The sequence below is a fragment of the Pseudomonas sp. AS2.8 genome (assembly GCF_014190935.1).
In the GTDB taxonomy this organism is placed as follows: Bacteria; Pseudomonadota; Gammaproteobacteria; order Pseudomonadales; family Pseudomonadaceae; genus Chryseomonas.
In genome coordinates this window covers 780,184-806,366 of the sequence record NZ_JACHVV010000003.1, presented here as the reverse complement: position 1 = coordinate 806,366, position 26,183 = coordinate 780,184, and the positions used below count along the sequence as shown (strand labels likewise).

The window sequence follows — 26,183 nt, the reverse complement described above, 5'->3', positions numbered from 1 at the left end:
GTCCTCAGACCTTGAAGTTGTCGCACAGCGCCTGGGCCTCGGCGACGTCGAGGGTACCCTCGTAGATCGCCCGGCCGGTGATGGCGCCGATGATGCCCGGGCTGCGGGCGTCGAGCAGATTCTGGATGTCACCCAGGTTGTGGATACCGCCGGAGGCGATCACCGGGATGCTGGTGGCTTCGGCCAGGGCGCGGGTGGCCGGCACGTTGCAGCCCTGCATCATGCCGTCGCGGGCGATGTCGGTGTAGACGATGGCGCTGACGCCGTCGGCTTCGAAGCGACGGGCCAGGTCGGTGACCTGCAGCTCGCTGACCTCGGCCCAGCCGTCGGTGGCGACGAAGCCGTCCTTGGCGTCCAGGCCGACGATGACCTTGCCGGGGAAGGCGCGGCAGGCTTCAGCGACGAATTCCGGCTGCTTGACCGCCTTGGTGCCGATGATCACGTAGCTGACGCCGGCGCGCACATAGTGCTCGATGGTCTCCAGCGAGCGGATGCCGCCGCCGATCTGGATCGGCAGGCCGGGGTAGCGCCTGGCGATGGCGGTGACCACCTCGCCATTGACCGGCTGGCCTTCGAAGGCGCCGTTGAGATCCACCAGGTGCAGCCGGCGGCAGCCGCCGTCGACCCACTGGGCGGCCATGGCCACGGGATCGTCGGAGAACACGGTGGACTCTTCCATGCGCCCCTGGCGCAGGCGGACACAGGCACCGTCCTTGAGGTCGATGGCGGGGATGATCAGCATGGCAATACCTTGGCTCGGGGGTGAGGGCGATCTAGGGCTTTTCCAGCGCCCAGATGTCGCTTTCCAGGCTGTCGACACGCTCCCTGAGCAGGGTCTGCACGTCGGCAACCGCCTTGTTGTAGTACAGCGGCCCGCACTCGCGGGCGAAGAAATCCAGCAGTTCCTCGACTTCGAACCGCCCCAGGCGGACCTCGAAGCGATCGTCCAGCAGGGTCTGCAAGGCCGTGACCAGGCGCTGGCTCTGCTCAGGTTCGAGCGTCACCAGCGGCGCGGGCGGCTTGCGTGCCATTACCAGCGGCCGTCCCAGGCGAGGAAGTTGGCATAGAGTTGCAGACCGCAGTCGGCGCTCTTCTCGGGGTGGAACTGGGTGGCGAAGCGCGAGCCGTCGGCCAGCGCCGCGGCGAAGTCCAGGCCGTAATGGCCGCGCCCGACCACCTGGCGCGGATTGCCGGCCTCGACATAGAAGCTATGCACGAAATAGAAGCGGGCGCGATCGGGGATGCTGTGCCAGAGCGGATGGTCGAGCACATGGCTGACCTCGTTCCAGCCCATGTGCGGCACCTTGAGGGTCTCGCCCTCTTCCTGCATGCCACCCGGGAAACGCCGCACGGCGCCGGGGAACAGGCCGATGCAGTCTACCCCGCCGTTCTCTTCGCTGCGCTGCATCAGCGCCTGCATGCCGACGCAGACGCCGAGGAAGGGACGATCCTGGCTGACTTCGCGGACCAGCTCATCGATGCCCTGACGGCGGATCTCGGCCATGCAGTCGCGGATGGCGCCGACGCCGGGCAGCACGATGCGGTCCGCCTCGCGGATCACCGCGGGATCGCCGGTCACCAGTACCTGGTGGCTACCGGCGTGCTCCAGGGCCTTGGCCACGGAGTGCAGGTTGCCCATGCCATAGTCGATGACGGCTACCGTCTGCATCACAGGCACCCCTTGGTGGAGGGCATGACACCGGCCATGCGCGGGTCTTCGGCAAGGGCCATGCGCAGGGCGCGGCCAAAGGCCTTGAACACCGTCTCGATCTGGTGGTGGCTGTTGACGCCGCGCAGGTTGTCGACGTGCAGGGTCACCTGGGCGTGATTGGTGAAGCCCTGGAAGAATTCGAGGAACAGGTCGACGTCCATGCGCCCCACGGTGGCGCGGGTGAAGGGCACGTTCCAGTGCAGCCCGGGCCGGCCGGAAAAGTCGATGACCACCCGCGACAGGGCTTCGTCTAGGGGCACATAGGCATGGCCATAGCGCTGGATGCCCTTCTTGTCGCCGACGGCCTTGGCGAAGGCCTGACCGAGGGTGATGCCGATGTCTTCCACCGTATGGTGGTCGTCGATGTGCAGGTCGCCGCGGCAGTGGATATCGAGGTCGATCAGCCCGTGGCGGGCGATCTGGTCGAGCATGTGCTCGAGGAAGGGGACCCCGGTGTCGAAGCGCGCTGCGCCCGTGCCGTCCAGATCCAGGGATACCTTGACCTGGGTTTCCAGGGTGTTGCGCTCGACGGTTGCCTTGCGTTCGGCCATAGCCTGCTCCGCGAAAATCGGTGGGCGAAAGGGCCGATATTATAGGGGCGCGGGGGCTGGATCGAAAGCGCGGCGGGACGAGGCGTCCCACCGCGAGGGGCGCCCGCGTGGGGACGCCCCGTTACCGTCCGGTGCGGCTATGACTCAGCTGAACAGGGCGGCGGTCTTTTGCAGGGTGATCCAGATGCCCCAGGCCAGCGGGATGCCCACGGCCAGCCAGGCGGCGATGGCCAGCGGCTTGGTCTTGGGATCGGCGCTCCACTCCAACACCTGGGCACTGCCGGCGTTGCTGTCGTGGCCATTGGCCCGCTCGACGGCGAGTTCGGCCTCGGTCATGAAGTGCTTGTCGGCGACCGGACGCACCAGCAGGTTGCAGATGAAGCCCAGCACCAGCAGGCCGGCCAGGATGTACAGGGTGATGTCGTACACCTGGGCGCGGGGGATGCCCATGCTCAGCTGGTACTCGCGCAGGTAGTTGACCAGCACCGGACCGAAGACGCCGGCGGCAGCCCAGGCGGTGAGCAGGCGACCGTGAATGGCGCCGACCATCTGGGTACCGAACAGGTCGGCGAGGTAGGCCGGCACGGTGGCGAAACCACCGCCGTACATGGACAGGATCAGGCAGAAGGCGAAGACGAACAGCGCCACGCTGCCCAGGTGACCGGTCCAGGGCACGATGGCATAGAGCACGAAGCCCAGGGTGAAGAAGACGAAGTAGGTCATCTTGCGGCCGATGTAATCGGAGAAGGATGCCCAGAAGAAGCGACCGCCGATGTTGAACAGGCTCAGCAGACCGGTGAAGCCGGCGGCGATGGCGGCGATCTGCTTGAGCTGATCGGCACTGAGTTCACCGTAGGCCAGGCCATTGCCCAGCAGACGACCACCGAAGACTTCCTGCAGCAGCGGCGAAGCCATGCCGATGATGCCGATGCCGGCGGTCACGTTCAGGCAGAGCACGGCCCAGACCAGCCAGAATTGCGGGATGCCCCAGATCTTGCTCACGTGGACGTGGCGATTGGTGATCATGTTGCTGCCGGCTTTCTTGGTGGACGGCGTCCAGCCCGCGGGCTTCCAGCCGGTCGGCGGTACGCGGTAGCCCAGGGCGCCGCTCAGCATGAACACGAAGTAGATCACCGCCATGACCAGGAAGGTCTGCCAGACACCGATTTCGGTGGCCGAGGCGAAGTGACGCATCAGGGCATCGGCCAGGGGTGCACCCACCATGGCGCCGCCACCAAAGCCCATGATGGCCATGCCGGTAGCCATGCCGCGCTTGTCCGGGAACCACTTGATCAGGGTCGACACCGGCGAGATGTAGCCCAGGCCCAGACCGATACCGCCGATCACGCCCGAACCCAGCCACAGCATCCAGATCTGGTGGGTATAGATGCCCAGGGCGGAGATCAGCAGACCACCGCACCAGCACAGCGCCGAGACGACCCCGGCCTTGCGCGGACCGGCGTGTTCCAGCCAGCCACCGAACAGGGCGGCCGAGCAGCCGAGGAAGATGAAGAACAGGGTGTAGATCCAGCCGAGCTGGGAGATCTTCCAGTCACAGGTGGCACTGAAGATCTGCTCGAAGAAGCCCATCTCGACCGGGCAGGCCACGGCGGCGGTGATACCGATCGCCTTGGACAGCGGCAGCCAGAAGACCGAGAAGCCGTAGGCCATGCCGATGCACAGGTGGATGGCCAAAGCGGCCGGCGGGACCAGCCAGCGGTTGAAACCGGGCCGGGCGACGATGCGCTCCTTGGAAAGGAAAGCCGGACGTGCCGAAGCGACACCGCCAGCAGTGAGAGTAGTGCTCATGGGTTCAGCCCTTTTCTAGTGTATAGCGTCCAGGCCGGTGGACATTCCCTGCACGCTTCCCCGTAAACGAGTCAAAGAAACGGCGCCAACCGACCAGAGGTGCGCGACATTAAAGCGCACCCTAGCCAACTGCCAGCCCTGCTCATTTATCAGGGTACGGGCGGCATCAGCCATCCGACGAAACGGGCGAGTACCACGGCTGTCACAGCGCCGACACCCCGATGTCATCGGGCGCGGCCGAGCCCCTATACTGGCCAGTCGCGCCTTCGCCCGCCGGAACAGGAATTTCCTCGTCATGAAAGCTTTCGCCAAAGTGCTGGGTATCGTCCTCGTCGGCCTGCTGCTCCTGCTGGTCGCCGTAGGCTTCGCCCTCACCCACCTGGTCGATCCTAACGACTACAAGGACGAGATCCGCCAGCTGGCGCGCGACAAGGCCAATGTCGACCTGCAGCTCAAGGGCGATATCGGCTGGAGTCTGTTTCCTTGGCTGGGCGTCGAACTGCACGACGCCACCCTGGCCAGTGCCGCCACGCCCGATCGCCAGCTGGCGCAGGTGCAGCGGCTGATCCTCTCGGTCCGCCTGCTGCCGCTGCTGCTGCGCCGCGACCTGGAGATGAGCGACATCAAGATCGACGGCCTGGACCTCACCGCCAGCCGCGATGACCAGGGCCGCACCAACTGGGCCGAGATCGGCCGCCCGGCGCCCAAGGCGGACACGGGTGGCGCGCCGGCTGATACCTCCACGGGTACCCCGGGCGAGGCGACCGCGGGACGCCAGCCGCTCAAGCTCAATGTCGAGAGCCTGACCGTGCGCAATTCCCGGGTCGAATACAGCGATGCCCGCAACGGCGCCCGCTATGCCTTCGAGGGTATCGACCTGGAGACCGGGGCCATCTACGCCGGCACGCCCATTCCCATCAAGCTGGCCGGCACCGCCAGCACCACCCAGCCGCCGGTCAACGCCACCGTGCTGCTCAATGGCGAATTCCGCTTCGATCCGGCCAGCCAGCAGTACGCCCTGGACAATCTCCAGCTGACCGGCGACGCCAGTGGCGAGCCCTTCAACGGCAAGCTGGTCAACTATTCCGCCAGCGGCCAGCTGGCCTTCGACCGCCGCGCCCAGACCGCCGAGTGGACCAGCCTCAAGCTCACCGCCAACGACCTCAAGGCCCTGGGCGATCTCAAGCTGAGCGGCCTGGAGAGCGATCCGCAGCTGGCCGGACGTGTCTCCATCGCCCGCCTGGACCTGCGCGCCTTCCTCGACAGTATCGGCGTCGAATTGCCGGCCATGGCCGATGCCAAGACCCTGCAGCGCTTCGAGATGAATGCCCAAGTGCAGGCCAGCCGCAACGCCCTGGCGCTGGACGACTTCAATTTCCAGCTGGACGACAGCAGCCTCAAGGGTCGGGTCGCCGTGGCCGACATCGCCCGCCGCGCCTTGCGCGTCCAGCTCAGCGGCGATCGCCTGGATCTGGATCGCTACCTGCCGGCCAAGGCCGCCGCGGCGCGCCAGGCCAACGGCGCGCGCCAGGAAGAGGTCGCCCAGGTCGATGCCATCGCCACCCAGGGCAACTCGCCGCTGCCCGAGGCGCCGACCCAGCACGCCTGGAGTCAGGAAACCCTGCTGCCGGTGGAGCGCCTGCGCAGCCTGGACGCCGAGGTCGACCTCGGCCTGCAGCACCTGACCCTCAATCGCCTGCCCTTCGAAGGCGCCAGCCTCAAGGCCAGGGCCGCCGATGGCCAGCTGCAGCTCAGCGCTCTGGAAGGCGAGTTGTTCGGTGGTCGCTTCGAAGCCAACGGCGCCCTCGACGTGCGGGGCGCCCAGCCGCAACTGACCGCCCGCGAGCGCATCAAGGGCGTGCCGGTGGAACGCATTCTCCAGGCTCAGGGCCAGAAGCCGCCGGTGGAAGGCCAGCTCGATCTGGACGCTGATCTGCGCAGTTCGGGCGCCAGCCAGCGCACCCTGATCGACAACCTGGGCGGCACCGCGCGCTTCGCCCTGCGCAACGGTCAGCTGATCGACGCCAACGTCGAAAGCCAGCTGTGCCAGGGCATCGCCCTGCTCAATCGCAAACCGCTGGAGCTACCCCATGGCGGCCAGAACACGCCCTTCCGCCAGTTGAGCGGCAGCCTCAGCATCGTCAACGGCGTGGCCCGCAACCAGGACCTCAGTGTCAGCGTCCCGGGCCTTGCGGTGAAGGGTGCGGGCGACATCGACCTGCGCACCCTCGGCCTCGACTACCGGCTGGGCATCACCGTGCAGGGCGACACCAATGCCGCCGCCGATCCCGGCTGCCAGGTCGGCGAGCGCTATGCGGATATCGAGTGGCCGCTGCAGTGCCGCGGCCCCCTGGAACTGGGTGCCAAGGCCTGCCGCCTGGATCGCGAGGCCATGGGCCAGATCGTCGCCCGCGCCGCCGGCAATCGTCTGAACGAAAAAATCGAAGAGAAGCTCGGTGATAAGATCAGTCCCGACATCCAGAACGCCATCCGAGGGCTGCTGCAACGTCGATGACTGATGACGACTTTGGTACCGCCGTGCTGGCCTGGTACGACCTGCACGGTCGCAAGGACCTGCCCTGGCAACAGGGCGTGACGCCCTATCGCGTCTGGGTCTCGGAGATCATGCTCCAGCAGACCCAGGTGGCCACCGTACTGGGCTATTTCGATCGCTTCATGCAGGCGCTGCCCACCGTCGAGGCGCTGGCCGCGGCTGCGGAAGACGAGGTCCTGCATCTCTGGACCGGCCTCGGCTACTACAGCCGCGCGCGCAACCTGCACAAGGCCGCCAAGACCGTGGTCGAGCGTCATTGCGGCGAATTCCCCCGTAGCGTCGAGGCCCTGGCCGAATTGCCCGGCATCGGTCGCTCCACCGCCGGCGCCATCGCCAGTCTGAGCATGGACATTCGCGCCCCGATCCTCGACGGCAACGTCAAACGCGTCCTGGCCCGCTACACCGCCACCGCCGGCTATCCCGGCGAACCGGCCGTGGCCCGCCGCCTGTGGGAAGTGGCCGACCGGCTGATGCCCCGCGAGCGGGTCGGCCCCTACACCCAGGCGATGATGGACCTGGGCGCCACCCTCTGCACCCGCAGCAAGCCCAGCTGCCTGCTGTGTCCGGTCAAGCCGGGCTGCCGCGCCCATCTGCTGGGCCAGGAAACCGCTTTTCCCACGCCCAAGCCGCGCAAGACCCTGCCACAGCGGCAGACGCTGATGCCGCTGTTCGTCAACGACGCCAATGCCGTGCTCCTGCAGCGCCGTCCCTCGACCGGTCTCTGGGGAGGTCTCTGGGGACCGCCGGAGGTGGCCGATGCGGCCGAGCTCGAAGCCCTCGCCGAACGCCAGGGCCTGGTCATCGACGAACGCCAGGCACTGCCCGGCCTGGTGCATACCTTCAGCCACTTCCAGCTGGCCATCGAACCCTGGCTGGTACAGGTGGACCACCGCCAGCACCGCGTGGCCGAGGGCGACTGGCTTTGGTATAACCTCGCCTCCCCGCCGCGCCTGGGCCTCGCCGCCCCGGTGCAGAAACTGCTCAAGCGCGCCGAGCAGGCGCTCAAAGGAGAACCCGCATGACCCGCACCGTGATGTGCCGCAAGCACAAGCAGGAGCTGCCCGCCCTCGATCGCCCGCCCTATCCCGGCGCCAAGGGCGAAGACATCTACCAGCACGTCTCCAAGCAGGCCTGGGAAGAGTGGCAGAAGCACCAGACCATGCTCATCAACGAGCGTCGGCTGAACATGATGAACGCCGAGGATCGCAAGTTCCTGCAGGCCGAGATGGACAAGTTCCTGTCCGGTGAAGACTACGCCCAGGCCGAGGGCTACGTGCCCCCCAGCGCCTGAGTCGACGGCTAAGCGCCCGAAAAATCTAAATTTTTTTGGGCTCGCTGTTGACACAAGGTCGAGAAACGCTTTTAATGCGCCCCGTTGCCCAGGTAGCTCAGTTGGTAGAGCAGGGGATTGAAAATCCCCGTGTCGGCGGTTCGATTCCGTCCCTGGGCACCAAGACAAGCTTCCGAATCCTGCGGGATCTGGAATCAGAGAAACCGGCCTAGCGCCGGTTTTTTTGTGCCCGCGATAATTGCCCGCGGCCTCCAGAGTCCCACCGCGTCACCGCGTCCCTTCCCTGCCGCCCAGGATGCCCCTTAAGCGACCCGCGCTGCCAGCACCTGACCCAGAGCATTCGGGTGCCGTCTTGCTCACGCGGGTGCCGGGGCTCCGTCCACCACGCCAAGATGGATCGCCAGCCACACCGTGGCGACCGCGGGATCGGTGTAGGTCACCCAGTGCTCGGTATCAGCCGGGATGAACAGCGTATCGCCCGGTTCGAGCACCACTTCCCGCCCCTCCAGGGCGATCCGCGCGGCGCCCTTCAGCAGCAGCACCCATTCCTCATGGCCCTGCCGCCAGGGCGCCTTCGCCGGCGTCGTCTGGCCCTGGGAGACGATCCGTTCGATACGACAGCCGGGACGCTCCAGCAGGGCCGTGAACACCTCTGCCGCGGCGGCATCGGGCAGGTCGCGAAACAGATTAAGCATGACGTTTTCCCGCTGAGCCTCGCGCTAGGGCGCGTCAAGGTGATCCAGACTGCGCCTGTCCGATCAGGCGCTCAAGTCTCGAAGGGCCCCACGTCGCCCGGAGGCGCCACCCTGGCCTCAGGTGCTCTGCCATTTGCCGTCAAGAGTGCGATCCGCCCGACCTTTTCAAAAGGTCGTTTCCCGGCTGTACAGGATTTCGGCGATGATCGATCGCAGCGGTGGCAACCCGTCCAGGGCGCCGCTCGACCTTGGCTGGCCATCAGGCGCAGCCAGACCCCGCATAAGGCGCACGGAGGCGCTCACTGCATGCCCACTCCCTCGATTCCCCTTGTCGCTTCCACCCTGCCCGGCGCGCTCTCCCAGGAAGCCACCGCTCAGCCCGGCACGCTCGCCGTCGAGCCCACCGCCCCCTTCTGGCTCAGACTCCTGAGTGGCGTCAGCCTCTGGCTGAACCGGTTGTTTCTCAGCCTGGTCATGGCGCTGATCGGCTTTACCCTATGGCACTGGTGGCAGGGATGAAGCGGCGCCTGGATCAACTGGAGTTGACCATCCTGATGTGCGGCATCGGTCTCCTGGCCATGGCGCTCATCGTCGCCGTGGGCATGCAGGGCCTGGACTGGGCCTGAGCCGGCGGGCGGCCTTACCAGACCTTTACCTGGCCTGACGTCCGCTGACCGCCAAAGGTGTTTCATGGTGACGCGGCCCATCGAGCGCCGCGAGGAGAGCACCATGGCATCGCGAGCGTCGTTGATTCTGCTGTTGACTGCCACCCTGACCGCCAGCGGCCTGGCTGCCGCCTACGAGGGTCCCGATCAGGGGCAACCGTGGGCGGGCCGCCCCGCGGTGGTCGCCGAAGGCGGCGAATTCCTGCCGGCAGGCGAATTTCGACGGTATCACCGGCACCACCCCTATTACCGCAGGGATCGCTATCCCTACAGCTATTACCAGCCCTACCCACAGCCGGGTTATGGCGCCCCCCACTGGCGACCGGCACCGCGGGGCTACTACCCCTACCAGCCGGCCTATGAACCCCGTCCCTATTACGGTCCGCCCCGCCATTGGTGAACTGCTTGGCATCACGGTGGCGAGATGATGGCCTTTTGCGATGAGCCACACAGGGAGATATTTGCAAGAGGAGCAGAATGCCATCACCCATTAGGCTTTAGGGCGCTGCCAACATGTATGAGAGAGATGATGTAATCTGCATGGCCTGCCTTGCGACCATGGCTGCGGCCTTCACCGGCTTCATCATGGTGATGGCCTTGTTGTAATCGCCAGACAGACGAAACCCCGCCGAGGCGGGGTTTCGAAGGCGGTATGGCACGCTCCTAGATAGGACGACTGCCATATTTGCTGTCGGGCTTCTTGGGTGGATCGGCGACGACATTGGCGTCGATCTCCTGGACCCTGCCACCACGGGCCAGGAAGTCCTGCATGGCCTTTTCCAACGCATCCCGCTCGCGCTGCTTGGCTTCCACCGAAGGCAGTTCCTCGGGCTCGGCTTCACGCTTCTTCTTGGCCTTGCTCCCGGACGCGGGCGCTTCGCTTTCCCCGCTTTCCTCTTGCTCGGCGTCGTCGGTTGCGGCAGCGAAGTCTTCGTTATCGCCCTCTTCTTCCGCGCCTGTCTCCAGGTCGTCCTGCTCCAGATCTTCGTCGCTCATAAACCGCCTCCACAGACTTTGGCAAAATCGGACCGCGCGTTTTGACGCGGCCGCTAAAAAAAAATTCCTGGCTATTCGCCCTGCAGCGTCGCGATCAGCCGCCGCGCGCCACCCTGGTCGCGATGCTCGCCCAGATAGATGCCCTGCCAGGTTCCCAAGGCCAGGCGCCCTGCCTGGACCGGCAGACTCAGGCTGCAGCCGAGCAGACTGCTCTTGAAATGCGCGGGCAGGTCGTCCGGCCCTTCGTAGTCGTGTTCGTAACCGGCCTGCCCCTGGGGCACCAGCTGGTTGAAGAACCGCTCGAAGTCGCGCCGCACCGCCCCGTCGGCATTCTCATTGATGGTCAGCGAGGCCGAGGTGTGCTGCAGCCAGAGGTGCAGCAGGCCGATTCGGCATTCGCCAAGCTCGGGCAGTTGCTCCAGCACCTCAGCGGTGACGAGATGGAAACCACGCGCCCGCGCGCGCAGGGAAAAGCTCCGCTGCAGCCACATGAACAACCCCCGCCGACTGACTGGGCGCGCATTCTAGCGCGACGATCGGAAAAGCAAAGCGGTGATTGCACACCACTGGCGTGCAGTCTAGACACAGCAGGATGGCGGTTGTTCCAGCCGTATGGCGGACATGAAAAAGGCGCCTTGCGGCGCCTTTTTCCAGAGCGGCGGCTTACAGGTTGTAGCCACGCTCGTTGTGCAAGGTGAGGTCCAGACCCACGGTTTCCTCTTCCTCGTTGACTCTCAGACCCATGACCAGGTCCAGCACCTTGAGGATCACGAAGGTGACGATGCCGGTGTAGACGATGGTGAAGGCCACGCCCTTGAACTGGATGAACAGCTGGGCGCCGATGTCGGTGACGGTGCCGAAGCCACCCAGGGACGGTGCGGCGAAGACACCGGTCAGCAGGGCGCCGACGATGCCGCCGATGCCGTGCACGCCAAAGGCGTCCAGGGAGTCGTCGTAGCCGAGCTTGCGCTTGAGGCTGGTGGCGGTGAAGAAGCAGATCACGCCAGCGGCCAGGCCGATGATCAGGGCGCCCATGGGGCCGGCGGTACCGGCGGCCGGGGTGATGGCGACCAGACCGGCGACCACGCCGGAAGCGATGCCCAGAGCGCTCGGCTTACCGTGGGTGATCCACTCGGCGAACATCCAGCCCAGGGCGGCAGCGGCGGTGGCGATTTGGGTGGTCAGCATGGCCATGCCGGCGGTGCCGTTGGCAGCGGCGGCGGAACCGGCGTTGAAGCCGAACCAGCCGACCCACAGCATGGCGGCACCGACCAGGGTATAGCCCAGGTTGTGCGGCGCCATGGGGGTGGTGGGATAGCCCTTGCGCTTGCCCAGGACCAGGGCCGCGACCAGACCGGCCACACCGGCGTTGATGTGCACCACGGTGCCGCCGGCGAAATCCAGCACGCCCCAGTCCCACATCAGGCCGCCGTCACCGCTCCAGACCATGTGGGCGATGGGGGCGTAGACGAAGGTGAACCACAGGCCGGTGAAGACCAGCATGGCGGAGAACTTCATACGCTCGGCGAAGGCACCGACGATCAGCGCCGGGGTGATGATGGCGAAGGTCATCTGGAAGGTGACGAAGACGCTTTCCGGGAACAGGGCGGTGGCCGAGGTCACGGCATCATGCTGCAGACTGGACAGGAAGGCCTTGCCCAGACCGCCGATGAAGGAATTGAAGTTGGTGACGCCCTTCTCCATGCCGGTGGTGTCGAAGGCCAGGCTGTAGCCATAGACCATCCACAGGATGCTGACGAGACCGGTGATGGCGAAGCACTGCATCATCACCGAGAGGACGTTCTTGGCACGCACCATGCCGCCATAGAACAGCGCGAGACCCGGGATGGTCATGAACAGCACCAGGGCCGTCGAGACCAGCATCCAGGCCGTATCGCCACTGTTGATGGCTGGTGCCGCAGCCGCTTCCTGGGCCATGGCCAGGCCCGGCAGCGCTACGAAAGACATGAGGGCTCCTAGCCCTGCGTAGGTGCGCAGAGTCATCGTTGTTTCTCCTGGGGCTCGTGTGGGGTTGGGCGGTCGGTTAGCGCGTCAGATGGCGTCTGTGTCGGTTTCGCCGGTGCGGATACGGATGGCCTGCTCGAGATTCACCACGAAGATCTTGCCGTCACCGATCTTGCCGGTGTTGGCAGCCTTGGTGATGGCCTCGATGACGCGGTCGAGCTGATCGTCGGCGATGGCGACGTCGATCTTGACCTTAGGCAGGAAGTCGACGACGTATTCGGCGCCGCGATAGAGCTCGGTATGGCCCTTCTGACGGCCGAAGCCCTTGACCTCGGTAACGGTGATGCCTTGCACACCGATCTCGGACAGCGACTCACGCACGTCGTCGAGCTTGAACGGCTTGATGATGGCGGTGACTAGTTTCATGAACTTCTCCCGATTGAGTTGACTGGCCCCAGGAAAACAAACCCCGGCCCAAGTCTAGCGCAGTGACCGTCTGTTTAACCGTTGGCGTGGTAATCGCCGTGGTTACGGCAGAAGCGGCCAGAGCGCGCCTCTACCCCAGGCGCCCTCTGACGCCCGTCTCTGCATCGGCAGTAGCAGAAAGCTTGCCAGGTTTGTGAAGGCGTACGGATTTCGGGCGCCAGCGCGCCTGGCGCGCCTCCTGAAGGGGCAAGGCTCGGCCCCGCGGGCAGGACTTTGCACCAACAGCGAACAGCTCTGGCCCGGGACTGGCACCAAAGCGGTGCAGAGACGCCACCAGGGGCGGCACCCCCGCTGTGCTACACTCGGGCCTCGATCCATTGCAGGGGCCAAACCATGTCCACGACCCGTTCGCTGTTCGATTCCCTGACTCAGCAGGCCAGCCGGCTGTTCGGTCAGGACTCGCCGCTGCCCAAGGCCGAGATCGAGAGCCAGTTCAAGGCCCTGCTGCAAGGCGCTCTGAGCAAGCTCGACGTGGTCAGCCGCGACGAATTCGATGCCCAGATGGCCGTGCTGGCGCGCACTCGTGCGCGCCTGGAAGCCCTCGAGGCACGCCTGACCGAACTGGAAAAGCCGCAGACCTCCGAGGTCAAGCCGCCGGTCACCCCGGCCACGGACGTCGCACCCGCCGACTGACCCCCAAGGGCGCGCCAGGATGGTGCAGCCCTGAGTCTGGCGAATTACGATCAAGGACAGATCATGTCGCTTGCCCTCGTTCATACCTGGGCCCAGGTAGGCGTGGAAGCGCCGCCAGTGATCGTTGAGACGCATCTGGCCAATGGCCTGCCCGCCCTCACCTTGGGCGGCCTGCCGGAAACCGCCGTCCGCGAAGCCAAGGATCGCGTGATCAACTGCACCAGGTCTGTGCCCTTAGCGAGGCCGATCAGCGCTGATTAGAGGACGCCGGCGAACGCCTAAATCTGTCCCTGGGTGCCCTGCACCGGGTGGTCAAGGTGGCCCACACCCTGGCCGATCTCGCCGGCCAGGCCGAGATCCAGCGGCCGCAGCTGGCGGAAGCGCTGTAGTATCGGGCGAGTCACTAGGCGCCGGCAGGCGGGCCGTAGCGTCGCGGCGGCTCCTGCAGGCGATCGCGCAGCGCCTGGTTTTCCTGGGCCAGCTCGAAGCACATGGCCCGCCACTGATGGGCCAGCTCGCGATAGTCGTCCCGCTCTGCCCGCAGCGTGGTCAGCATGCGCTCGACGGCTTGCACCGCCTCGTTGGATACGCCCATGACACCCCTCCTCTTATACTGTATTTGCATACAGTAGTCAGAGTATTGCAGCCAGGCAAGGCCCAAGCGGCGCGGGAATGAAAAAGGGAGGCCTGAGCCTCCCTTTCACTGCTGCCGGAAAAGGTCCGGTCAGTTGAACCGACCCACCTCGGCGCTCAGGTCTTCCGCCAAATGACGCAGCTCGCCAGCGGTACCGGCCAGCACCTCGGCGGCATCGCGTTGGGCGGCGTTATCCACGGCGATCGCCTGGATGTTGCGGCTCAGGGCGGTGGCGGTGGTGCTCTGCTCGGCGGTGGCCTGGGCGATGCCGGAGAATTGCTCCACCGCCTCGGCGACCTGCTGGTCGATGCTGCGCAGCGCCTGGGCCACGTCGGCGTTGCGCGCCAGCCCCTGTTCCATCAGGCGATTGCCTTCGTCGATGGCGCCCATGGCGCGCTGGGTCTCGCCCTGCACCGCGCCGATCATCTGCGAGATCTCGCGGGTGGCTTCGCTGGTGCGACCGGCCAGCTGCCGGACCTCGTCGGCGACCACGGCGAAGCCGCGGCCCTGCTCACCGGCCCGCGCCGCTTCGATGGCGGCGTTGAGCGCCAGTAGGTTGGTCTGCTCGGCGATCCCGCTGATGACGCCGATGATGCCGCCAATCTGCTGGGAGCGGCTGTCCAGGCCCTTGATGAGTTCGGCGGTGCTGGCCAGGGAGTCGGCGATCTGCTCCAAGGCGCCCGAGGCGCCCTGCATGGCCTGGGTCCCGGTGCGGGTCTGCTGGGCGTTTTCTTGCACCAGACGTTCGGTGCGCTGCATGCCGTCGGCGATGTTCTGGGCGGTGGCGCTGAATTCCTCCACGGCGCTGGCCATGCTGTCGATCTGGCTGGACTGCTCGGCGGAGCGTCTCAGGGTCTGGTCGGAAAGCTGGCTCAGTTGCTGGGACCGATCGGTGACCTCGCGGGAGGAGCCACGGACCTGCTCGACGGTGGAGGCCAGGGCATCGGCCATCTGGTTGAAGCTCTGAGCGAGTTCGCCGATTTCGTCGTGGCTGCGCGCCTCGACCCGCACGCTAAGCTGACCGCGACCCAAGGCCTGGGCCCGCTCCACCAGCTGGCCCAGTGGCTTCAGCTTGTGGCGCAGCAGGACGACCGAGGCGAGTACCGCCAGCACCAAGGCGATCAGGCTGCCGATGGCCAGGCGCAGGCCCACGGCGTGCACCGGCGCGTCCAGTTCGGCCTTGGGCAGGGTGGCGACCACGGTCCAGCCTTCGCCGGCGACCGGCGCGCTGACGCTGAGGAAGTCCTCGTTGCCGTCCTGCCAGCTGTGTTCGTGCTGCTTGGGATCGTTTTTGAGGGCGGCGAGGAGCTCGTTGGTCTGCTTGGCATTGGCCGGCGGCACCAGCCAGTTGCCCTGCTCGTCGAGCAGGGCCAGGGAGCCGGTCTCGCCGATGCGCAGCTGGGTCAGCTGGGCCAGTTGCTGGGCCTGGGCGTCGGTGTAGTCGAAGCCGACGAAGAGCACGGCGATGACCTTGCCGGCGCTGTCGCGGACCGGGGTGTACTGGGTCATGTAGGAGCGCCCGAACAGCTGGGCGCGCCCGACGTAGTTCTGCCCCTGCAGCAGACCGGCATAGGCCGGGTGCTTGCGATCGAGCTGGGTACCGATGGCGCGGCTGCCGTCCTGCTTCTTCAACGAGGTGGTGATACGGGTGAAGTCGTCGCCATCACGCACGAAGATGGTGGCGACACCACCGGTCAGCCGGGTGAAGTCGTCGACCTGGCTGAAGTCGCTGTTCAGGGCCTGACCGGCGAACAGCAGGGCGGGGGCCGTAGCGCTGCCCAGGGGCAGTCGCTCGCCGGCCAGGCTCAAGCCGGCATCGAAGCGGCGCTCGAACAGGTTGGCCAGCCGCTGGGTGCTGATCTTCAGGGTGCTGAGAAAGGTCTGCTGTTGATCGGAGAGCAGCCGGGCCTCGCTGCCCAGGTGCTTGCGCTGGGTGCCTTCGATGGACACGCTCAAGGCATGCAGGGCGAACAAACAGCTGCCGGCGATCACCACAATCAGTACCAGACTGAGGGCCAAGGCAAGTTGTCGGGCGATACTACGACGCGGGGAAATGACCATAGGGGGCTCCAAAGCGCCTACATCCCTGTAGGGCAGTACGAATTTGAGGGCAAGGGCTATATCAGGGGACCGACCGCTCTAGGGCGGTCTTCTTAGCGGTTAACGGTTATTTTATCGGCAGAGGTACGATGAACTAAAGCGAATGACAGCAGTCTGGCGCCTTATTTATGGCGAACGACCTCCGGAAGGCTCTGGGACGCTACTTCCCGCTGCAGGAAGTCAGCCAGCTGGCGAAGGCGCGCCTGCCCCCGGCGATTGCGCGGCCAGACCAGGTAATAGGCATCGCCGCTGGCCACCGCCTCGGGCCAGGGCAAGGCGATGAGCCCGGCCGCCACGTCTTCGGCGAGCATCACCAGATCGCCAATGGAAACCCCGTAGCCACGCGCGGCGGCGGCCATGCCCAGCTCCAGGGTGTCGAACACCTGGCCGCCACTCAGGGGCACTGCCTGGGTCAGGCGCATGGCCTGCAGCCAGCGGCGCCAGTCGCGGCGGTCGAAGGTGGGATGCAGCAGTTCTTCCCCCTGCAGCCGCGCCAGGTCCCAGACGCCCTCGCACGCGGCGGCCGGCGAGCAGACCGGCACCAGCCACTCCTCGAACAGCGGCACTACCTCCCAGTCCGCCGGGAAGCGGCCATCGCCGAGCAACACGGCACAATCGAAGGGCTCATGGACGAAGTCGACCCGGTCACTGGCCATCCAGACGCTGGTGAGCTGGACGTCCAATTGCGGGCTGAGCTGGCGAAAGCGCGCCAGACGTGCCAGTAACCAGCGCAGCGACAGGGTGGTGGGCGCCTTGAGTCTCACGGTGCCCTCGGCCACGGCGAGATTGCCACAGGCCCGCGCCAGGGCCTCGAAGCCCTCGCTCAGGCCCGGCGAGAGCAGCTTGCCGGGCTCGGTCAGCGCCAGCTGACGCCCGGCGCGCTCGAACAGGCGGCAGCCAAAGGTCTCTTCCAGCGTCCGCACATGGCGACTGACCGCACTCTGCGTCAGGGACAACTCCTGGGCCGCGCGGGTGAAGGAGCCATGCCGAGCGGCGGCCTCGAAGGCGCGCAGGGCGTACAGCGGCGGCAGACGCGAGGGGTGCTCGGGCATGACTCGGACTCATGGATGGCATGGCTATTTTCCGATTGTGGGCGGCGCGCCCGCATCCAACAATGAGTTCTTATCAAACGTCGGCCACCTGCTCAGCGAGATCCACCCATGTCTCTGCCGCGTCACGAATTACTCGCGCTGTTGCGTCTCGCCCTGCCCCTGATCGGCGCGCAGCTGGCCTATGTGGCCATGGTCTTCACCGACACCCTGATGATGGGTCGCCTGGGTCCGGCAGCTCTGGCCGGTGGCGGCCTTGGAGCGGCGGTCTACTCCTTCGTCTCGGTGATCTGCGTCGGCGTGATCACTGCGGTGGCCAATCTGGCGGCGCTGCGCCGGGGTGCGGGGGATACCGACGGGGTAGCGGCGGTCACCGCTGCCGGGATCTGGATTGCCGGGGTGCTGGCGCTGCTGGCCGGCACCCTGCTGTGGCACATCGAACCGCTGCTGGCCCTGGCCGGCCAGCCGGAAGAGAGTCGTCAGGCGGCCGGCGTCTTCCTGCGCTGCCTGGCCTTCGCCCTGCCCGGCCATCTGCTGTTCATGACCCTGCGGGGCTTCACCAGCGCCCTGGAAAGACCCGGACCGGTGCTGACCATCGTACTCGGCGCGGCGCTGCTCAATGCCCTGTTCAACCTGGCGCTGCTGCACGGCTGGGGTGGCCTGCCGCAACCCGGGCTGCCAGGCATCGGCGCGGTGACCGCGGTGGTGATGAATGGCGCGGCCCTGGGCCTGGCGCTGTATATCGCCCGCCATCCGGCCTATGCCGCCTATCCCCTGCGTCGCTATCTACGCCGTCCGGATCGCCGCGCCCTCGCCGACACTCTCGGCCAGGGCCTGGCGATCAGTGGCACCTATGCGGTAGAAGCCTGCCTGTTCCTCTCGGCGGCGCTGTGCATGGGTGCCCTGGGCGCCACGGCGCTGGCGGCCCATCAGATCGCCAACCAGCTGGTGTACCTGGTGTTCATGTTGCCAGCCGGCCTCTCATACGCCACCAGCATCCGTATCGGCCAGCACCAGGGTGCCGGGCGGCCGCGCGAGGCCTTGCTGGTGGGGCGGCTGGCCATCGGCGGCGGCGCGCTGGTGATGCTGGGCATCGCCCTGCTGTTCTGGAGCTTTCCCGGCTGGCTGGTAGGGTTGTTTCTGCCGGACGGCCACAGCCCGGTCAGCGAGCTGGCGCGGCAGCTGGTGCTGATCGCTGCGGTGTTCGTCATCTTCGATGGCACCCAGAGCATTGCCCAGGGGGCACTGCGCGGCATCCGCCAGGCGCGCCTGGGTTTCTACGGCGGATTGCTCTGCTACTGCCTGATCGGCGCCAGTGGCGCCTGGCTGCTGGGCGTCCGGTTGGGTTTCGGCCCCCATGGCGTCTGGTGGGGCCTGGCATTTGGACTGGCCTGTGCGGCGCTGCTGCTGACCGGTGCCTTCGAGTGGCTGATGCGGCGGCAGCTGGGTGCGGGCTTCGCAGAGCCACTGGCCGCGCCGCACGGCATGGCGCAAAACGGCTGAGCGCCGCGGTGGCCCAAGCGTTTCACCAAGTGGTCCACCCTTGGGGCCTGCGCTAGACTAGAAGTTTTGGGCCACCCCGGCGTTGCGACCGGTGTCCAGGGCCCTAGGATAGCCAAAGATGCAACGTTTCATCGTCGCCGACGACCATCCGCTGTTTCGTGAAGGCCTGGTGCGCATCCTGCGCCAGCTGCAGCCACAGGCGCAGGTGGAGCAGGCCGACAGCCTGCAACAGGTCCTGGAACTGGCGCGCCAGGGCGAACCGCCCAGCGGGCTGCTGCTGGACCTGCTCTATCCCGGCCAGGACCTGAGCTTTTCGCTGCGCGCCCTGCGCCAGGAATTCAAGCGCAGCACCCTGATCGTGGTCTCGATGCTGGAAGACGCCACGGTGATCGAGCATATCCTGGCGGCGGGCGTGGATGGCTTCATCGGCAAGGCGCTGCCGCCGGCGGCCATGGCCGAGGCGATCGCCGACTGCCTCGCCGGGCAACCGGTGGTGCGCTATGCCATGCCCACCCTGGCCCCGGTCAGCCTGACGCCCGACAACCGGCTGCAGGCGCTGACGCCGCGGCAGCTGGAGGTGCTCGGCCTGATCACCCAGGGCCTGAGCAACAAGGAGATCGCCCGGATCCTGGCCATCTCGCCCTTTACCGTGCGTATCCATGTCTCCGCACTGCTGCGCACCCTGGGCGTCAGCAGCCGCGCGGCGGCGGCCGCCTTTGGCGCCAAGGCCGGCCTCGGCGCCCAACGCTCGCTCAGCTAGCCGCGACGCGAAAGGCCAGCAGCAGGGCGCGCAATTCCGCCGGTCGCACCGGCTTGGCCAGCACCGGGATCTCGGCGTCGCCCAGCGCCTGCTGCACCTGGGGGATGTCATGCCCGGTCACCACGATGGCCGGGATGCGCCGGCCCTGCAGCCGATTGAGATAGGCGATGCAGTCGGCGCCCGAGGCGCTGCGATCCAGATCGAAATCGGTGATCACCAGGTCGCAGCTCACGGCGCCGGAGGGGATGCTGGTGGCGGTGGTGACCTCGCAGCCCCAGCTGCGCAGCAGGGTCGCGGTGGCCAGCAGCACATTGGCATCGTCTTCGATGAGCAGGATCCGCCAGCCGGCGAGCAGGTGCTGGGGGCCGCTCACCGGCCGGGGCCGCGCCTCCAGCGGCAGGGTGGCCAGCGGCAGGCCCTGGAGCGTGACCGCGGTACCGCGACCGGGGCGCGAGCTGAGGGTCAGCCGCAACTCAAGCAGGGTGGCGATGCGCTGCACGATGGACAGCCCCAGGCCGACGCCCTCGATGTCGCGATCGCGCGTCTCCCGCACCCGGTAAAACTCCTCGCACAGGTGCGGCAGGTGCTCGGCGGCAATGCCCGGTCCCTGGTCGTAGACCACCAGGGCGAGCTGGCCCTGGCGGCGGCGCACCGCCAACAGCAGGGGCTTGCCAGGCGCGTACTTGAGGGCGTTGGACAGCAGATTCTGCAGCGAGGTGAGCAGCAGCGCCGGATCGCTGTAGACCTGCAATCCGCAGGCACGCCAGCGGATTTCCACCCCGGCCCAGCGCGCCGCCTCAGCGTTCTGCCGCACCAAGTCGCCAAACAGGGTATCCAGATCGACCACCGTGCGCCGCGGACTGACCTGCTTCTGATCGAGGGTGTAGATATCCAGCAGCGAGCGGAACAGCTGCTCGACGCCGAGCAGCGAGCGGTCGATGTTGTCGACCAGCCGCCCCTGATCGGCGCTCAGCTGGCCGTCGCGCAGGCAGGCGGTGAACAGGCCGATGGAGTGGATCGGCTGGCGCAGGTCGTGACTGGCCTGGGCCAGGAAGCGCGCCTTGGCCAGGTTGGCCGCCTGGGTCTCGCGCAGCGAATCCTGGATGCGGGTCAGCAGGAAATGCACGTAGCCCGGCACCAGTAGTGCGGTCACCAGCATCATCAGCGCCACCGTGGGATAACGCTGCAGGAAGGGCATCCCGGCGATGATGGCGACCAGGGCGGTCAGCGACAGCGCGGTAGCCAGCAGCAGGTAGCCGCGCCCATAGCGCAGGCCGTTGCCCACCGTGACCCAGAGCAGCACGCCGAACAACGGCAGCAGGGCCTCACCGCTGGTGATGGAGGAAAAGGTGATGGCGCCGAAGTCCAGGCTCATGGCCAGCAGCCGTCGCCAGGGCTTCACCCCCGGCCGCCGCCGCACCTCGAAGAACAGGCCGACGGCCACCACGGCGAACAGGGCGTAGCACAGCAGGTTGGCCAGCAGGATGGGGGTACCGAACAGCCCCCAGGCCCAGGCGCCGATGATGTAGGCCGAGGCCGGCAGGATGAAGGCCAGACGGACCTTGGCCTGGCCGAGTTCGGGATCGCGGGGGCTGACGGCCAGGGTCTGGGTCGCGGCACTCATGACGCCAGATAACCCAGTTGCCAGGCCCGCGGGATCAGGCGAAAGACCACCGCCATCGTTGCGGCCAGGGCCGCGCTGGCGTACCAGGCCGCCAGGCCCAGTCCCGCCTCCAGTGCAGCGCCGAGTACCCCGCCGAGCAGCATGCCCAGCCAGGGCACCAGCTGGATGCGCCAGCCGCGACGGCGCTTGCCCAGCAGCCAGTGACCCAGGCCGCGTCCGAAACGCGACAGGGCGCCGGTGACGTAGGTGAGGCCGATGGGCAGGCCATAGACCTGCTCCACCACCGCATTGACCATGCCCATGGCGAACACGCCCGTCAGCAGGGCCAGGCGCCCCAAGGGCAGGCTGGCCGCCACGACCAGCAACAGGGCCAGCAGGCCGAGCAGCAGGCAGGCCCGCTGGCGGGTCAGCCGCTGCAGCAGCACCCCACCGGCATTGCCCAGCACGAAGGTGCCGATGGCCAGCGCCAGATGCCCCGCGGCGGCCCAGCGGCCTGCCGCCACATCGGCAGCTAGACGGGTGGTATTACCGCTCATGAAGGAGACGAAATCGCCAGTGGCGAGAAAGCCGATGGCATCGGTCATGCCGGCTAGCAGCGACAGACCGGCGACCAGCGCCAGGCCGACCGCGCCATGCCGTGGTGTCACGGGCGGGGCGAGGGGCGGAGGGGTAGCGGGGGAACTCATGGCAGCCATCCTGGCGCGGCAGCGAAACACGGCTGCCAGTGTGCGGCGTACAGGGTTCGGGCGCCATGGGCGGCCTCCTGGAAGGCGCCCTGGGCTAGACTGATGGACCCGCCTGGCCGGAGGCCTCGTGACCACGCCCCTGTTCGCCCTGGTATTGCTCGCCGCCCTGTTGCACGCCGGCTGGAACGCCCTGCTCAAGATCGGCCTCGATCGCTTTCTCACCGCCAGCCTGATCCAGATCGGCGCCGGCCTCGCCGCCCTGCTGGCGCTGCCCTTCGTCGCCCTGCCGCCAGCCGCGGCCTGGCCCTGGATCGCCCTCTCCGCCCTGCTGCACATCGGCTACAACGCCTTTCTCGCCCGCGCCTATCGCTATGGCGATCTCGGCCAGGTCTATCCTCTCTCCCGCGGCAGCGCGCCCCTGCTGGTCAGTCTGGTGGCCTTTCTCGCCCTGGGCGAAAGGCTCTCGCCACCCGCCCTGATCGGCCTCGGCCTGCTGGTGACCGGTCTCGCGCTGATGGCGCTGCTCGGAGCCCGGCGCGACACGCCGCCTAGCCTCGCGCTGCTGGTCTGCGCCTTCACCACCGGCAGCTTCATCGCCGCCTATACCCTGGCCGATGCCCTCGGCGCCCGCGCCAGCGGAAATGCCGTGGCCTATGCCCTTTGGCTGTTCGCGGTGAACGGCGGGGTGGCGGCGCTGGTCCTGCGGCTGAGTCGCGGCGCCTCGGCCTTCGCCGGGCTCGGTCCGCACTGGCGTGCCGGGCTGGTGGGCGGCGTCATGTCGATGCTGGCCTACAGCCTGGTGATCGTCGCCACCACCCAGGCGCCCATCGGCCTGGTCTCGGCGCTGCGCGAGACCAGCGTGCTGTTCGCCCTGCTGATCGGAGTCTTCTGGCTGCACGAAAGCCTGCCGCTGGGCCGCATCTGCGCCGGCCTGGCCATCGTCGCCGGGGTGGTGGCGATCAAGCTGGCCTGAGCGGAGCGCCGGAGGAGCAGCTAAGCTGAGCCTTCTTTCGACCAGGACGGACCCATGGGCAAATCGCTGCGACTCTCGGAAAAATGGTTCAACCGCGGCCTCTGGCTGCTGGCGCTGGTGTTCGCCGGCTTTCTCATCGGCCTGGGCGGCACCCTGGTCGGCGATCTGCCCCAGGTGGAGCAGCAGCAGAGTCTAGAAGACTTCATGGACCCGGCTGCCACCGCTGCAGCGCGGGAAGACCAGCGCCAGGCCCTCCTGGCCAGTCGTCAGGCCAGCGACGCCCTCGAACAGGCGCAACTGCGGCAGACCGCGGCCGCGAGCAGCTACCAGGCCAACCGCGAGACCTTCGACAACTGGCTGGCGACCCGCCAGACCACCCAGCGTCCCGAGCAGGATGCCGAATTGATCGCCCGCAGCCGCGCCCTGGACGAACTCAAGGCCGGCGAGCGGGTGGCCGAGCAGGAGGTCGAACGCCAGCAGCAGGCGCTGCTGGATGCCGAGCAGCGCGCCGACAACGCGGAACGCAGCCTGGCCAGCCTGCGCGAAGCGGCGCAGTCGGCCTGGCTAGACGCCCGCCAGCAGGCCGAACTGCGGGTCTTTCTCTATCGTCTGGCGCTAACGCTCCCCCTGCTGGCCGTCGCGGCCTGGTTGTTCGTCCGCCAGCGCAAGGGCACCTGGTGGCCCTTCGTCTGGGGCTTCATCTTCTTCGCGCTGTTCGCCTTCTTCGTCGAGCTGGTGCCCTATCTGCCCAGCTATGGCGGCTATGTGCGCTATCTGGTGGGCATCCTGCTGACGGTTCTGGGCGGGCGCTACGCCATCCGCGCGCTGCAGGAGTACCGTGCGCGCCTGGCGCTCAAGGAAGCCCAGCCGGACACCGTCAGACGCGAAGAACTGCACTACGACACCGCCCTGGCGCGGCTGGCCAAGGGCGTCTGCCCCGGCTGCGAACGGCCGGTCGACCTCAAGGACCCGGAGATCGATTTCTGCCCCCATTGCGGCATCGGCCTACACGACCACTGCGGCGCCTGCCAGACACGCAAGAGCGCCTTCGCGCACTTCTGCCACGCCTGTGGAACGGCGGCGCGTGGGTCTGGGACTATCTCTGATGCGCCAACCACTGCGCCCGGGTGAGCGCCCAGCACTCCGCCGGTAGCCGTCCGCTCACGCTGTCCATCTCCAGGCAGGCGACACGCTGCATGCCCTCTCGCTGCGACAGCCGGCGGGAGCTTTCATTGGCAATCACCTTGGTCACCCTCAAATTCAGCCGTCCAAGTGCCTGGAACCAGTAGCGATTGAGTTCGACGCAGGCTTCGCTCATGAGGCCCTGGCGCCAGTACCCGGGATCGAGCCAGAAGCCTCGCTGGTTATCTGGCTCCTCCTGCAGACTGGCCAGGCCGATCAACTCGTCAGGTTGTGCCTGAAGCCGCAGCGTCCAACACCAATGGGTACCGGCAGCCATCCCGGGCAGAACCAGATCACGAACGAAACTCAGGGCACCGTCCGCAGGATAGGGCCAGGGCACCCTGGACGAGAGGTAGCGCACGATCTCCCACTGCGGAAAGATTCGCTGGATCGCCTTGGCATCCTCCAGTTGAAGAGGCCGAAGCAACAGCCGAGGCGTATGTAGCGTGGGCAAGGACATGGGCGAACTCTGGATGGCTACCTGACCGGAGCCTAACCCAACCCTCAGGGCTTGTTCGAACTGGTATTGACGCCCTTTTCGGTGTGCTCGCGCTCGTGCTTGTGCAGCTGGCCGGTGGGGTCCTGCAGCTGGACGACCTTGCCCTGTTGCCAGGCGTCGGCGCCGGGGGCGACCGCGGGGGTCGGCAGATCGGCGCGGGCGGCCCTGGTCTCGGTGGACGAGACGCCCAGGCGGCGGTCACGCTCGGCGAGCAGCTTGGGATCGAGCTGGCCGTCGGCGGTGAAGCCCATCATCAGCTGGGGCACGCCCAGCGGTAGCTGCAGGTCCTGATCGGTATGCCAGGTGTGCCAGGTCTTGCCGTAGGTATGCACCAGCTTGTCCATCAGCCGGTGCTCGGCCACCTGGGGCACGCCGGGCGCGACCAGTTGACCCGACTTCACCTCGTGCACATGGCTGTGCCAGAGCGCCTTCTCGGCCTCAGGCAGGGTCTTGAACAGCCGTTCGCTGATGATGTACTCGACGCCCATCAGCTTGGCATCGGCGACGTTGCCGTCGTAGATCACGCACTGGAACATCTCTTCGCCCAGGACGCTGCAATAGTGATGCGCCTCCATCTGGCTACCGGGGTGGCCGTTGTAGAAGTGGAAGCCGTCCAGGTAGGTGTTGAGGGCGGCGATGGGTGGCTTGCGCTGCAAGACGTCGGCACCGGCTTCGAGCACTCGGGTGTCGGTCTGGGCGGGGGCGCCCGGCACCGGTACCGGCGACTGGGTGTCGTTGGCGGCCTGGGTCAGAGGGGCGCAGGCGAGCAGCAGCAAGGCAGGGAGTCGGCGGGCATTCATGGCGGATTCTCGACGGGAGCTTGCCGAGTTCGAAGGCCGGGCGGACGCCAAGGTTCCACCGCTGCGCTAGGCTCGTCATATGAATGTCATGCAACGGCCATAAATTCGTCATCGTCCGCGCCTGGCCTTTCGGTATAAGCGAAACGCCACAGCCACACCTTTGCACCCCAGGCTCCTCTCACTGTCGGGACGACTCAATGAACGCACACAGCTCTCCCTCTGGTCATGCCCTGCGCCGCGTGGTCTTCAACAAGAAGGGCGGTGTCGGCAAGTCCAGCATCGCCTGCAACCTGGCGGCCATCAGCGCCCACGAGGGCTATCGCACCCTGCTGGTGGACCTCGATCCCCAGGCCAACTCCAGTCAGTACCTCACCGGCGAGGTAGGCGACGACCTGCCCCATGGCATCGCCGACTTCTTCAAGCAGACCCTGAGTGGCGGCAAGAAGGCCCAGGCCAACATCCACGCCACCGCCTGGCCGAATCTGGACCTGATCGCCGCCTCGGGCGAACTGAGCGAGCTGCAGTTCAAGCTCGAAGCCAAGTACAAGATCCAGAAGCTCGCCAAGTACCTCGACAAGCTCGGCGAAGACTATGACCGCATCTACCTGGACACCCCGCCGGCGCTGAATTTCTACAGCATCTCGGCGCTGATCGCCGCCGACCGCTGCCTGATCCCCTTCGACTGCGATGTCTTCGCCCAGCAGGCGCTGTACGACCTGATCGAAGAGCTGGAGGAGATCCGCGAGGACTACAACGAGAAGCTCACGGTCGAGGGCATCGTCATCAACCAGTACCACGCCCAGGCCAGCACCCCGCGGCAGCTGATCGAGGAACTCCAGGCGCGTGACCTGCCGGTGCTGGCGGCGCCGCTGATGTCTTCGGTGAAGATGCGCGAGTCCCACCAGCAGCATCGCCCGCTGATCCACCTGGACCCGGGCCACAAGCTGACCCGGCAGTACCTGGAGCTGTTCGCCCTGCTGGAAGGCTGAGGGCGCCACAGCGCAAGAACGTTCAAGA

Annotated in this window: 29 protein-coding genes, 1 tRNA gene and 1 pseudogene; 14 read left to right on the top strand and 17 right to left on the bottom strand. The window is 66.8% G+C overall.

What is annotated here, in order from left to right; translation table 11 throughout:
• Nucleotides 1-4 precede the first annotated feature (4 nt).
• The 5 genes from hisA to FHR73_RS16165 all read right to left on the bottom strand — a co-directional run bounded on the left by hisA (nucleotide 5) and on the right by FHR73_RS16165 (nucleotide 4,071).
• Complete coding sequence (gene hisA / locus FHR73_RS16185) at nucleotides 5-742, bottom strand: 1-(5-phosphoribosyl)-5-[(5-phosphoribosylamino)methylideneamino]imidazole-4-carboxamide isomerase (protein ID WP_183632601.1); 738 nt, start codon at nucleotides 740-742, stop codon at nucleotides 5-7.
• Nucleotides 743-773: 31 nt separating this feature from the next.
• Nucleotides 774-1,031: a DUF2164 domain-containing protein gene (locus FHR73_RS16180; RefSeq protein ID WP_007159788.1), complete on the bottom strand. Its 258-nt coding sequence runs from the start codon at nucleotides 1,029-1,031 to the stop codon at nucleotides 774-776.
• Nucleotides 1,031-1,669 (bottom strand): imidazole glycerol phosphate synthase subunit HisH, encoded by a 639-nt coding sequence (hisH, locus tag FHR73_RS16175; protein WP_183632598.1) that lies wholly within the window; start codon nucleotides 1,667-1,669, stop codon nucleotides 1,031-1,033. The genes FHR73_RS16180 and hisH overlap by 1 nt, the downstream gene beginning before the upstream one ends.
• Complete coding sequence (gene hisB / locus FHR73_RS16170) at nucleotides 1,669-2,262, bottom strand: imidazoleglycerol-phosphate dehydratase HisB (RefSeq protein WP_007159790.1); 594 nt, start codon at nucleotides 2,260-2,262, stop codon at nucleotides 1,669-1,671. The genes hisH and hisB overlap by 1 nt, the downstream gene beginning before the upstream one ends.
• Nucleotides 2,263-2,406: 144 nt before the next feature.
• Nucleotides 2,407-4,071, bottom strand: coding sequence for an OFA family MFS transporter (locus tag FHR73_RS16165; protein ID WP_133861991.1), 1,665 nt, complete (start codon nucleotides 4,069-4,071; stop codon nucleotides 2,407-2,409).
• Between the two features lie 295 nt (nucleotides 4,072-4,366).
• Between FHR73_RS16165 and FHR73_RS16160 the strand changes: the two genes are divergently transcribed.
• The 4 genes from FHR73_RS16160 (at nucleotide 4,367) to FHR73_RS16145 (ending at nucleotide 8,078) form a co-directional block, all read left to right on the top strand.
• Complete coding sequence (locus FHR73_RS16160) at nucleotides 4,367-6,586, top strand: AsmA family protein (RefSeq protein ID WP_183632596.1); 2,220 nt, start codon at nucleotides 4,367-4,369, stop codon at nucleotides 6,584-6,586.
• Nucleotides 6,583-7,647, top strand: a complete 1,065-nt coding sequence (gene mutY, locus FHR73_RS16155; protein ID WP_183632594.1) for an A/G-specific adenine glycosylase — start codon at nucleotides 6,583-6,585, stop codon at nucleotides 7,645-7,647. The genes FHR73_RS16160 and mutY overlap by 4 nt, the downstream gene beginning before the upstream one ends.
• Nucleotides 7,644-7,916: an oxidative damage protection protein gene (locus FHR73_RS16150; protein ID WP_017639567.1), complete on the top strand. Its 273-nt coding sequence runs from the start codon at nucleotides 7,644-7,646 to the stop codon at nucleotides 7,914-7,916. The genes mutY and FHR73_RS16150 overlap by 4 nt, the downstream gene beginning before the upstream one ends.
• A gap of 86 nt (nucleotides 7,917-8,002) precedes the next feature.
• Nucleotides 8,003-8,078: transfer RNA gene (locus tag FHR73_RS16145), tRNA-Phe, on the top strand.
• 194 nt (nucleotides 8,079-8,272) lie between these two features.
• Here FHR73_RS16145 and FHR73_RS16140 read toward each other — a convergent pair.
• Nucleotides 8,273-8,611: a cupin domain-containing protein gene (locus tag FHR73_RS16140; protein WP_183632592.1), complete on the bottom strand. Its 339-nt coding sequence runs from the start codon at nucleotides 8,609-8,611 to the stop codon at nucleotides 8,273-8,275.
• Between the two features lie 306 nt (nucleotides 8,612-8,917).
• Here FHR73_RS16140 and FHR73_RS16135 point away from each other — a divergent pair, with 306 nt between their 5' ends.
• Together FHR73_RS16135 and FHR73_RS16130 are read left to right on the top strand one after the other, a co-directional pair.
• Entirely contained in the window at nucleotides 8,918-9,130 is a 213-nt protein-coding gene (locus FHR73_RS16135; RefSeq protein WP_183632590.1) for a hypothetical protein, read from the top strand.
• A 210-nt stretch (nucleotides 9,131-9,340) separates the two neighbouring features.
• Nucleotides 9,341-9,676, top strand: a complete 336-nt coding sequence (locus tag FHR73_RS16130) for a hypothetical protein (protein ID WP_183632588.1) — start codon at nucleotides 9,341-9,343, stop codon at nucleotides 9,674-9,676.
• A gap of 263 nt (nucleotides 9,677-9,939) precedes the next feature.
• On the opposite strand, the gene sutA is transcribed toward FHR73_RS16130, so the two are convergent.
• From sutA to glnK, 4 genes are all read right to left on the bottom strand, one after another.
• Entirely contained in the window at nucleotides 9,940-10,272 is a 333-nt protein-coding gene (gene sutA / locus FHR73_RS16125) for a transcriptional regulator SutA (protein WP_183632585.1), read from the bottom strand.
• A gap of 71 nt (nucleotides 10,273-10,343) precedes the next feature.
• Nucleotides 10,344-10,763 (bottom strand): secondary thiamine-phosphate synthase enzyme YjbQ, encoded by a 420-nt coding sequence (locus FHR73_RS16120; RefSeq protein WP_007159806.1) that lies wholly within the window; start codon nucleotides 10,761-10,763, stop codon nucleotides 10,344-10,346.
• Nucleotides 10,764-10,935: 172 nt separating this feature from the next.
• The gene (locus tag FHR73_RS16115; protein WP_183632583.1) at nucleotides 10,936-12,276 is read right to left on the bottom strand and encodes an ammonium transporter; all 1,341 of its coding nucleotides are present in this window, start codon (nucleotides 12,274-12,276) and stop codon (nucleotides 10,936-10,938) included.
• Between the two features lie 48 nt (nucleotides 12,277-12,324).
• Nucleotides 12,325-12,663, bottom strand: a complete 339-nt coding sequence (glnK, locus tag FHR73_RS16110; RefSeq protein WP_003096476.1) for a P-II family nitrogen regulator — start codon at nucleotides 12,661-12,663, stop codon at nucleotides 12,325-12,327.
• Between the two features lie 393 nt (nucleotides 12,664-13,056).
• Between glnK and FHR73_RS16105 the strand changes: the two genes are divergently transcribed.
• The 3 genes and pseudogenes from FHR73_RS16105 to FHR73_RS22865 all read left to right on the top strand — a co-directional run bounded on the left by FHR73_RS16105 (nucleotide 13,057) and on the right by FHR73_RS22865 (nucleotide 13,745).
• Nucleotides 13,057-13,356, top strand: a complete 300-nt coding sequence (locus tag FHR73_RS16105) for an accessory factor UbiK family protein (protein WP_183632581.1) — start codon at nucleotides 13,057-13,059, stop codon at nucleotides 13,354-13,356.
• Nucleotides 13,357-13,419: 63 nt separating this feature from the next.
• Nucleotides 13,420-13,566 (top strand): annotated as a pseudogene (locus tag FHR73_RS16100) (hypothetical protein); the annotation flags it as partial.
• Nucleotides 13,567-13,664: 98 nt separating this feature from the next.
• On the top strand, nucleotides 13,665-13,745 hold the full coding sequence (locus FHR73_RS22865; RefSeq protein WP_409258692.1) for a hypothetical protein: 81 nt from the start codon (nucleotides 13,665-13,667) through the stop codon (nucleotides 13,743-13,745).
• A gap of 14 nt (nucleotides 13,746-13,759) precedes the next feature.
• Here FHR73_RS22865 and FHR73_RS16090 read toward each other — a convergent pair whose 3' ends face one another.
• The 3 genes from FHR73_RS16090 to FHR73_RS16080 form a co-directional block, all read right to left on the bottom strand.
• Nucleotides 13,760-13,951: a hypothetical protein gene (locus tag FHR73_RS16090; protein WP_044342256.1), complete on the bottom strand. Its 192-nt coding sequence runs from the start codon at nucleotides 13,949-13,951 to the stop codon at nucleotides 13,760-13,762.
• 129 nt (nucleotides 13,952-14,080) lie between these two features.
• Nucleotides 14,081-16,051: a methyl-accepting chemotaxis protein gene (locus FHR73_RS16085; RefSeq protein ID WP_183632578.1), complete on the bottom strand. Its 1,971-nt coding sequence runs from the start codon at nucleotides 16,049-16,051 to the stop codon at nucleotides 14,081-14,083.
• Between the two features lie 161 nt (nucleotides 16,052-16,212).
• A complete protein-coding gene (locus tag FHR73_RS16080; RefSeq protein WP_183632577.1) occupies nucleotides 16,213-17,142 on the bottom strand; it encodes a LysR substrate-binding domain-containing protein in 930 nt (309 codons plus the stop codon).
• 108 nt (nucleotides 17,143-17,250) lie between these two features.
• Between FHR73_RS16080 and FHR73_RS16075 the strand changes: the two genes are divergently transcribed.
• A complete protein-coding gene (locus FHR73_RS16075) occupies nucleotides 17,251-18,642 on the top strand; it encodes a NorM family multidrug efflux MATE transporter (RefSeq protein ID WP_183632575.1) in 1,392 nt (463 codons plus the stop codon).
• A gap of 118 nt (nucleotides 18,643-18,760) precedes the next feature.
• A complete protein-coding gene (locus FHR73_RS16070; RefSeq protein WP_183632573.1) occupies nucleotides 18,761-19,402 on the top strand; it encodes a response regulator transcription factor in 642 nt (213 codons plus the stop codon).
• Here FHR73_RS16070 and FHR73_RS16065 read toward each other — a convergent pair.
• The gene (locus tag FHR73_RS16065) at nucleotides 19,395-21,026 is read right to left on the bottom strand and encodes a hybrid sensor histidine kinase/response regulator (RefSeq protein ID WP_183632571.1); all 1,632 of its coding nucleotides are present in this window, start codon (nucleotides 21,024-21,026) and stop codon (nucleotides 19,395-19,397) included. The genes FHR73_RS16070 and FHR73_RS16065 overlap by 8 nt on opposite strands.
• Complete coding sequence (locus FHR73_RS16060) at nucleotides 21,023-21,712, bottom strand: YoaK family protein (RefSeq protein ID WP_183632569.1); 690 nt, start codon at nucleotides 21,710-21,712, stop codon at nucleotides 21,023-21,025. Before FHR73_RS16060 ends, FHR73_RS16065 begins: the two co-directional genes overlap by 4 nt.
• Nucleotides 21,713-21,839: 127 nt before the next feature.
• On the opposite strand from FHR73_RS16060, the gene FHR73_RS16055 reads away from it, so the two are divergent.
• Nucleotides 21,840-22,685 carry an EamA family transporter gene (locus FHR73_RS16055; protein ID WP_183632567.1) on the top strand — a complete coding sequence of 282 codons (846 nt, stop codon included), beginning with the start codon at nucleotides 21,840-21,842 and terminating at the stop codon, nucleotides 22,683-22,685.
• A 54-nt stretch (nucleotides 22,686-22,739) separates the two neighbouring features.
• On the top strand, nucleotides 22,740-23,816 hold the full coding sequence (locus tag FHR73_RS16050) for a zinc ribbon domain-containing protein (protein WP_183632565.1): 1,077 nt from the start codon (nucleotides 22,740-22,742) through the stop codon (nucleotides 23,814-23,816).
• On the opposite strand, the gene FHR73_RS16045 is transcribed toward FHR73_RS16050, so the two are convergent.
• Entirely contained in the window at nucleotides 23,782-24,327 is a 546-nt protein-coding gene (locus FHR73_RS16045; protein ID WP_183632563.1) for a GNAT family N-acetyltransferase, read from the bottom strand. The genes FHR73_RS16050 and FHR73_RS16045 overlap by 35 nt on opposite strands.
• Nucleotides 24,328-24,371: 44 nt before the next feature.
• Nucleotides 24,372-25,166, bottom strand: a complete 795-nt coding sequence (locus FHR73_RS16040) for an OBAP family protein (RefSeq protein WP_183632562.1) — start codon at nucleotides 25,164-25,166, stop codon at nucleotides 24,372-24,374.
• Between the two features lie 230 nt (nucleotides 25,167-25,396).
• On the opposite strand from FHR73_RS16040, the gene FHR73_RS16035 reads away from it, so the two are divergent.
• Nucleotides 25,397-26,155, top strand: coding sequence for a ParA family protein (locus tag FHR73_RS16035; RefSeq protein WP_183632778.1), 759 nt, complete (start codon nucleotides 25,397-25,399; stop codon nucleotides 26,153-26,155).
• Nucleotides 26,156-26,183 lie beyond the last annotated feature (28 nt).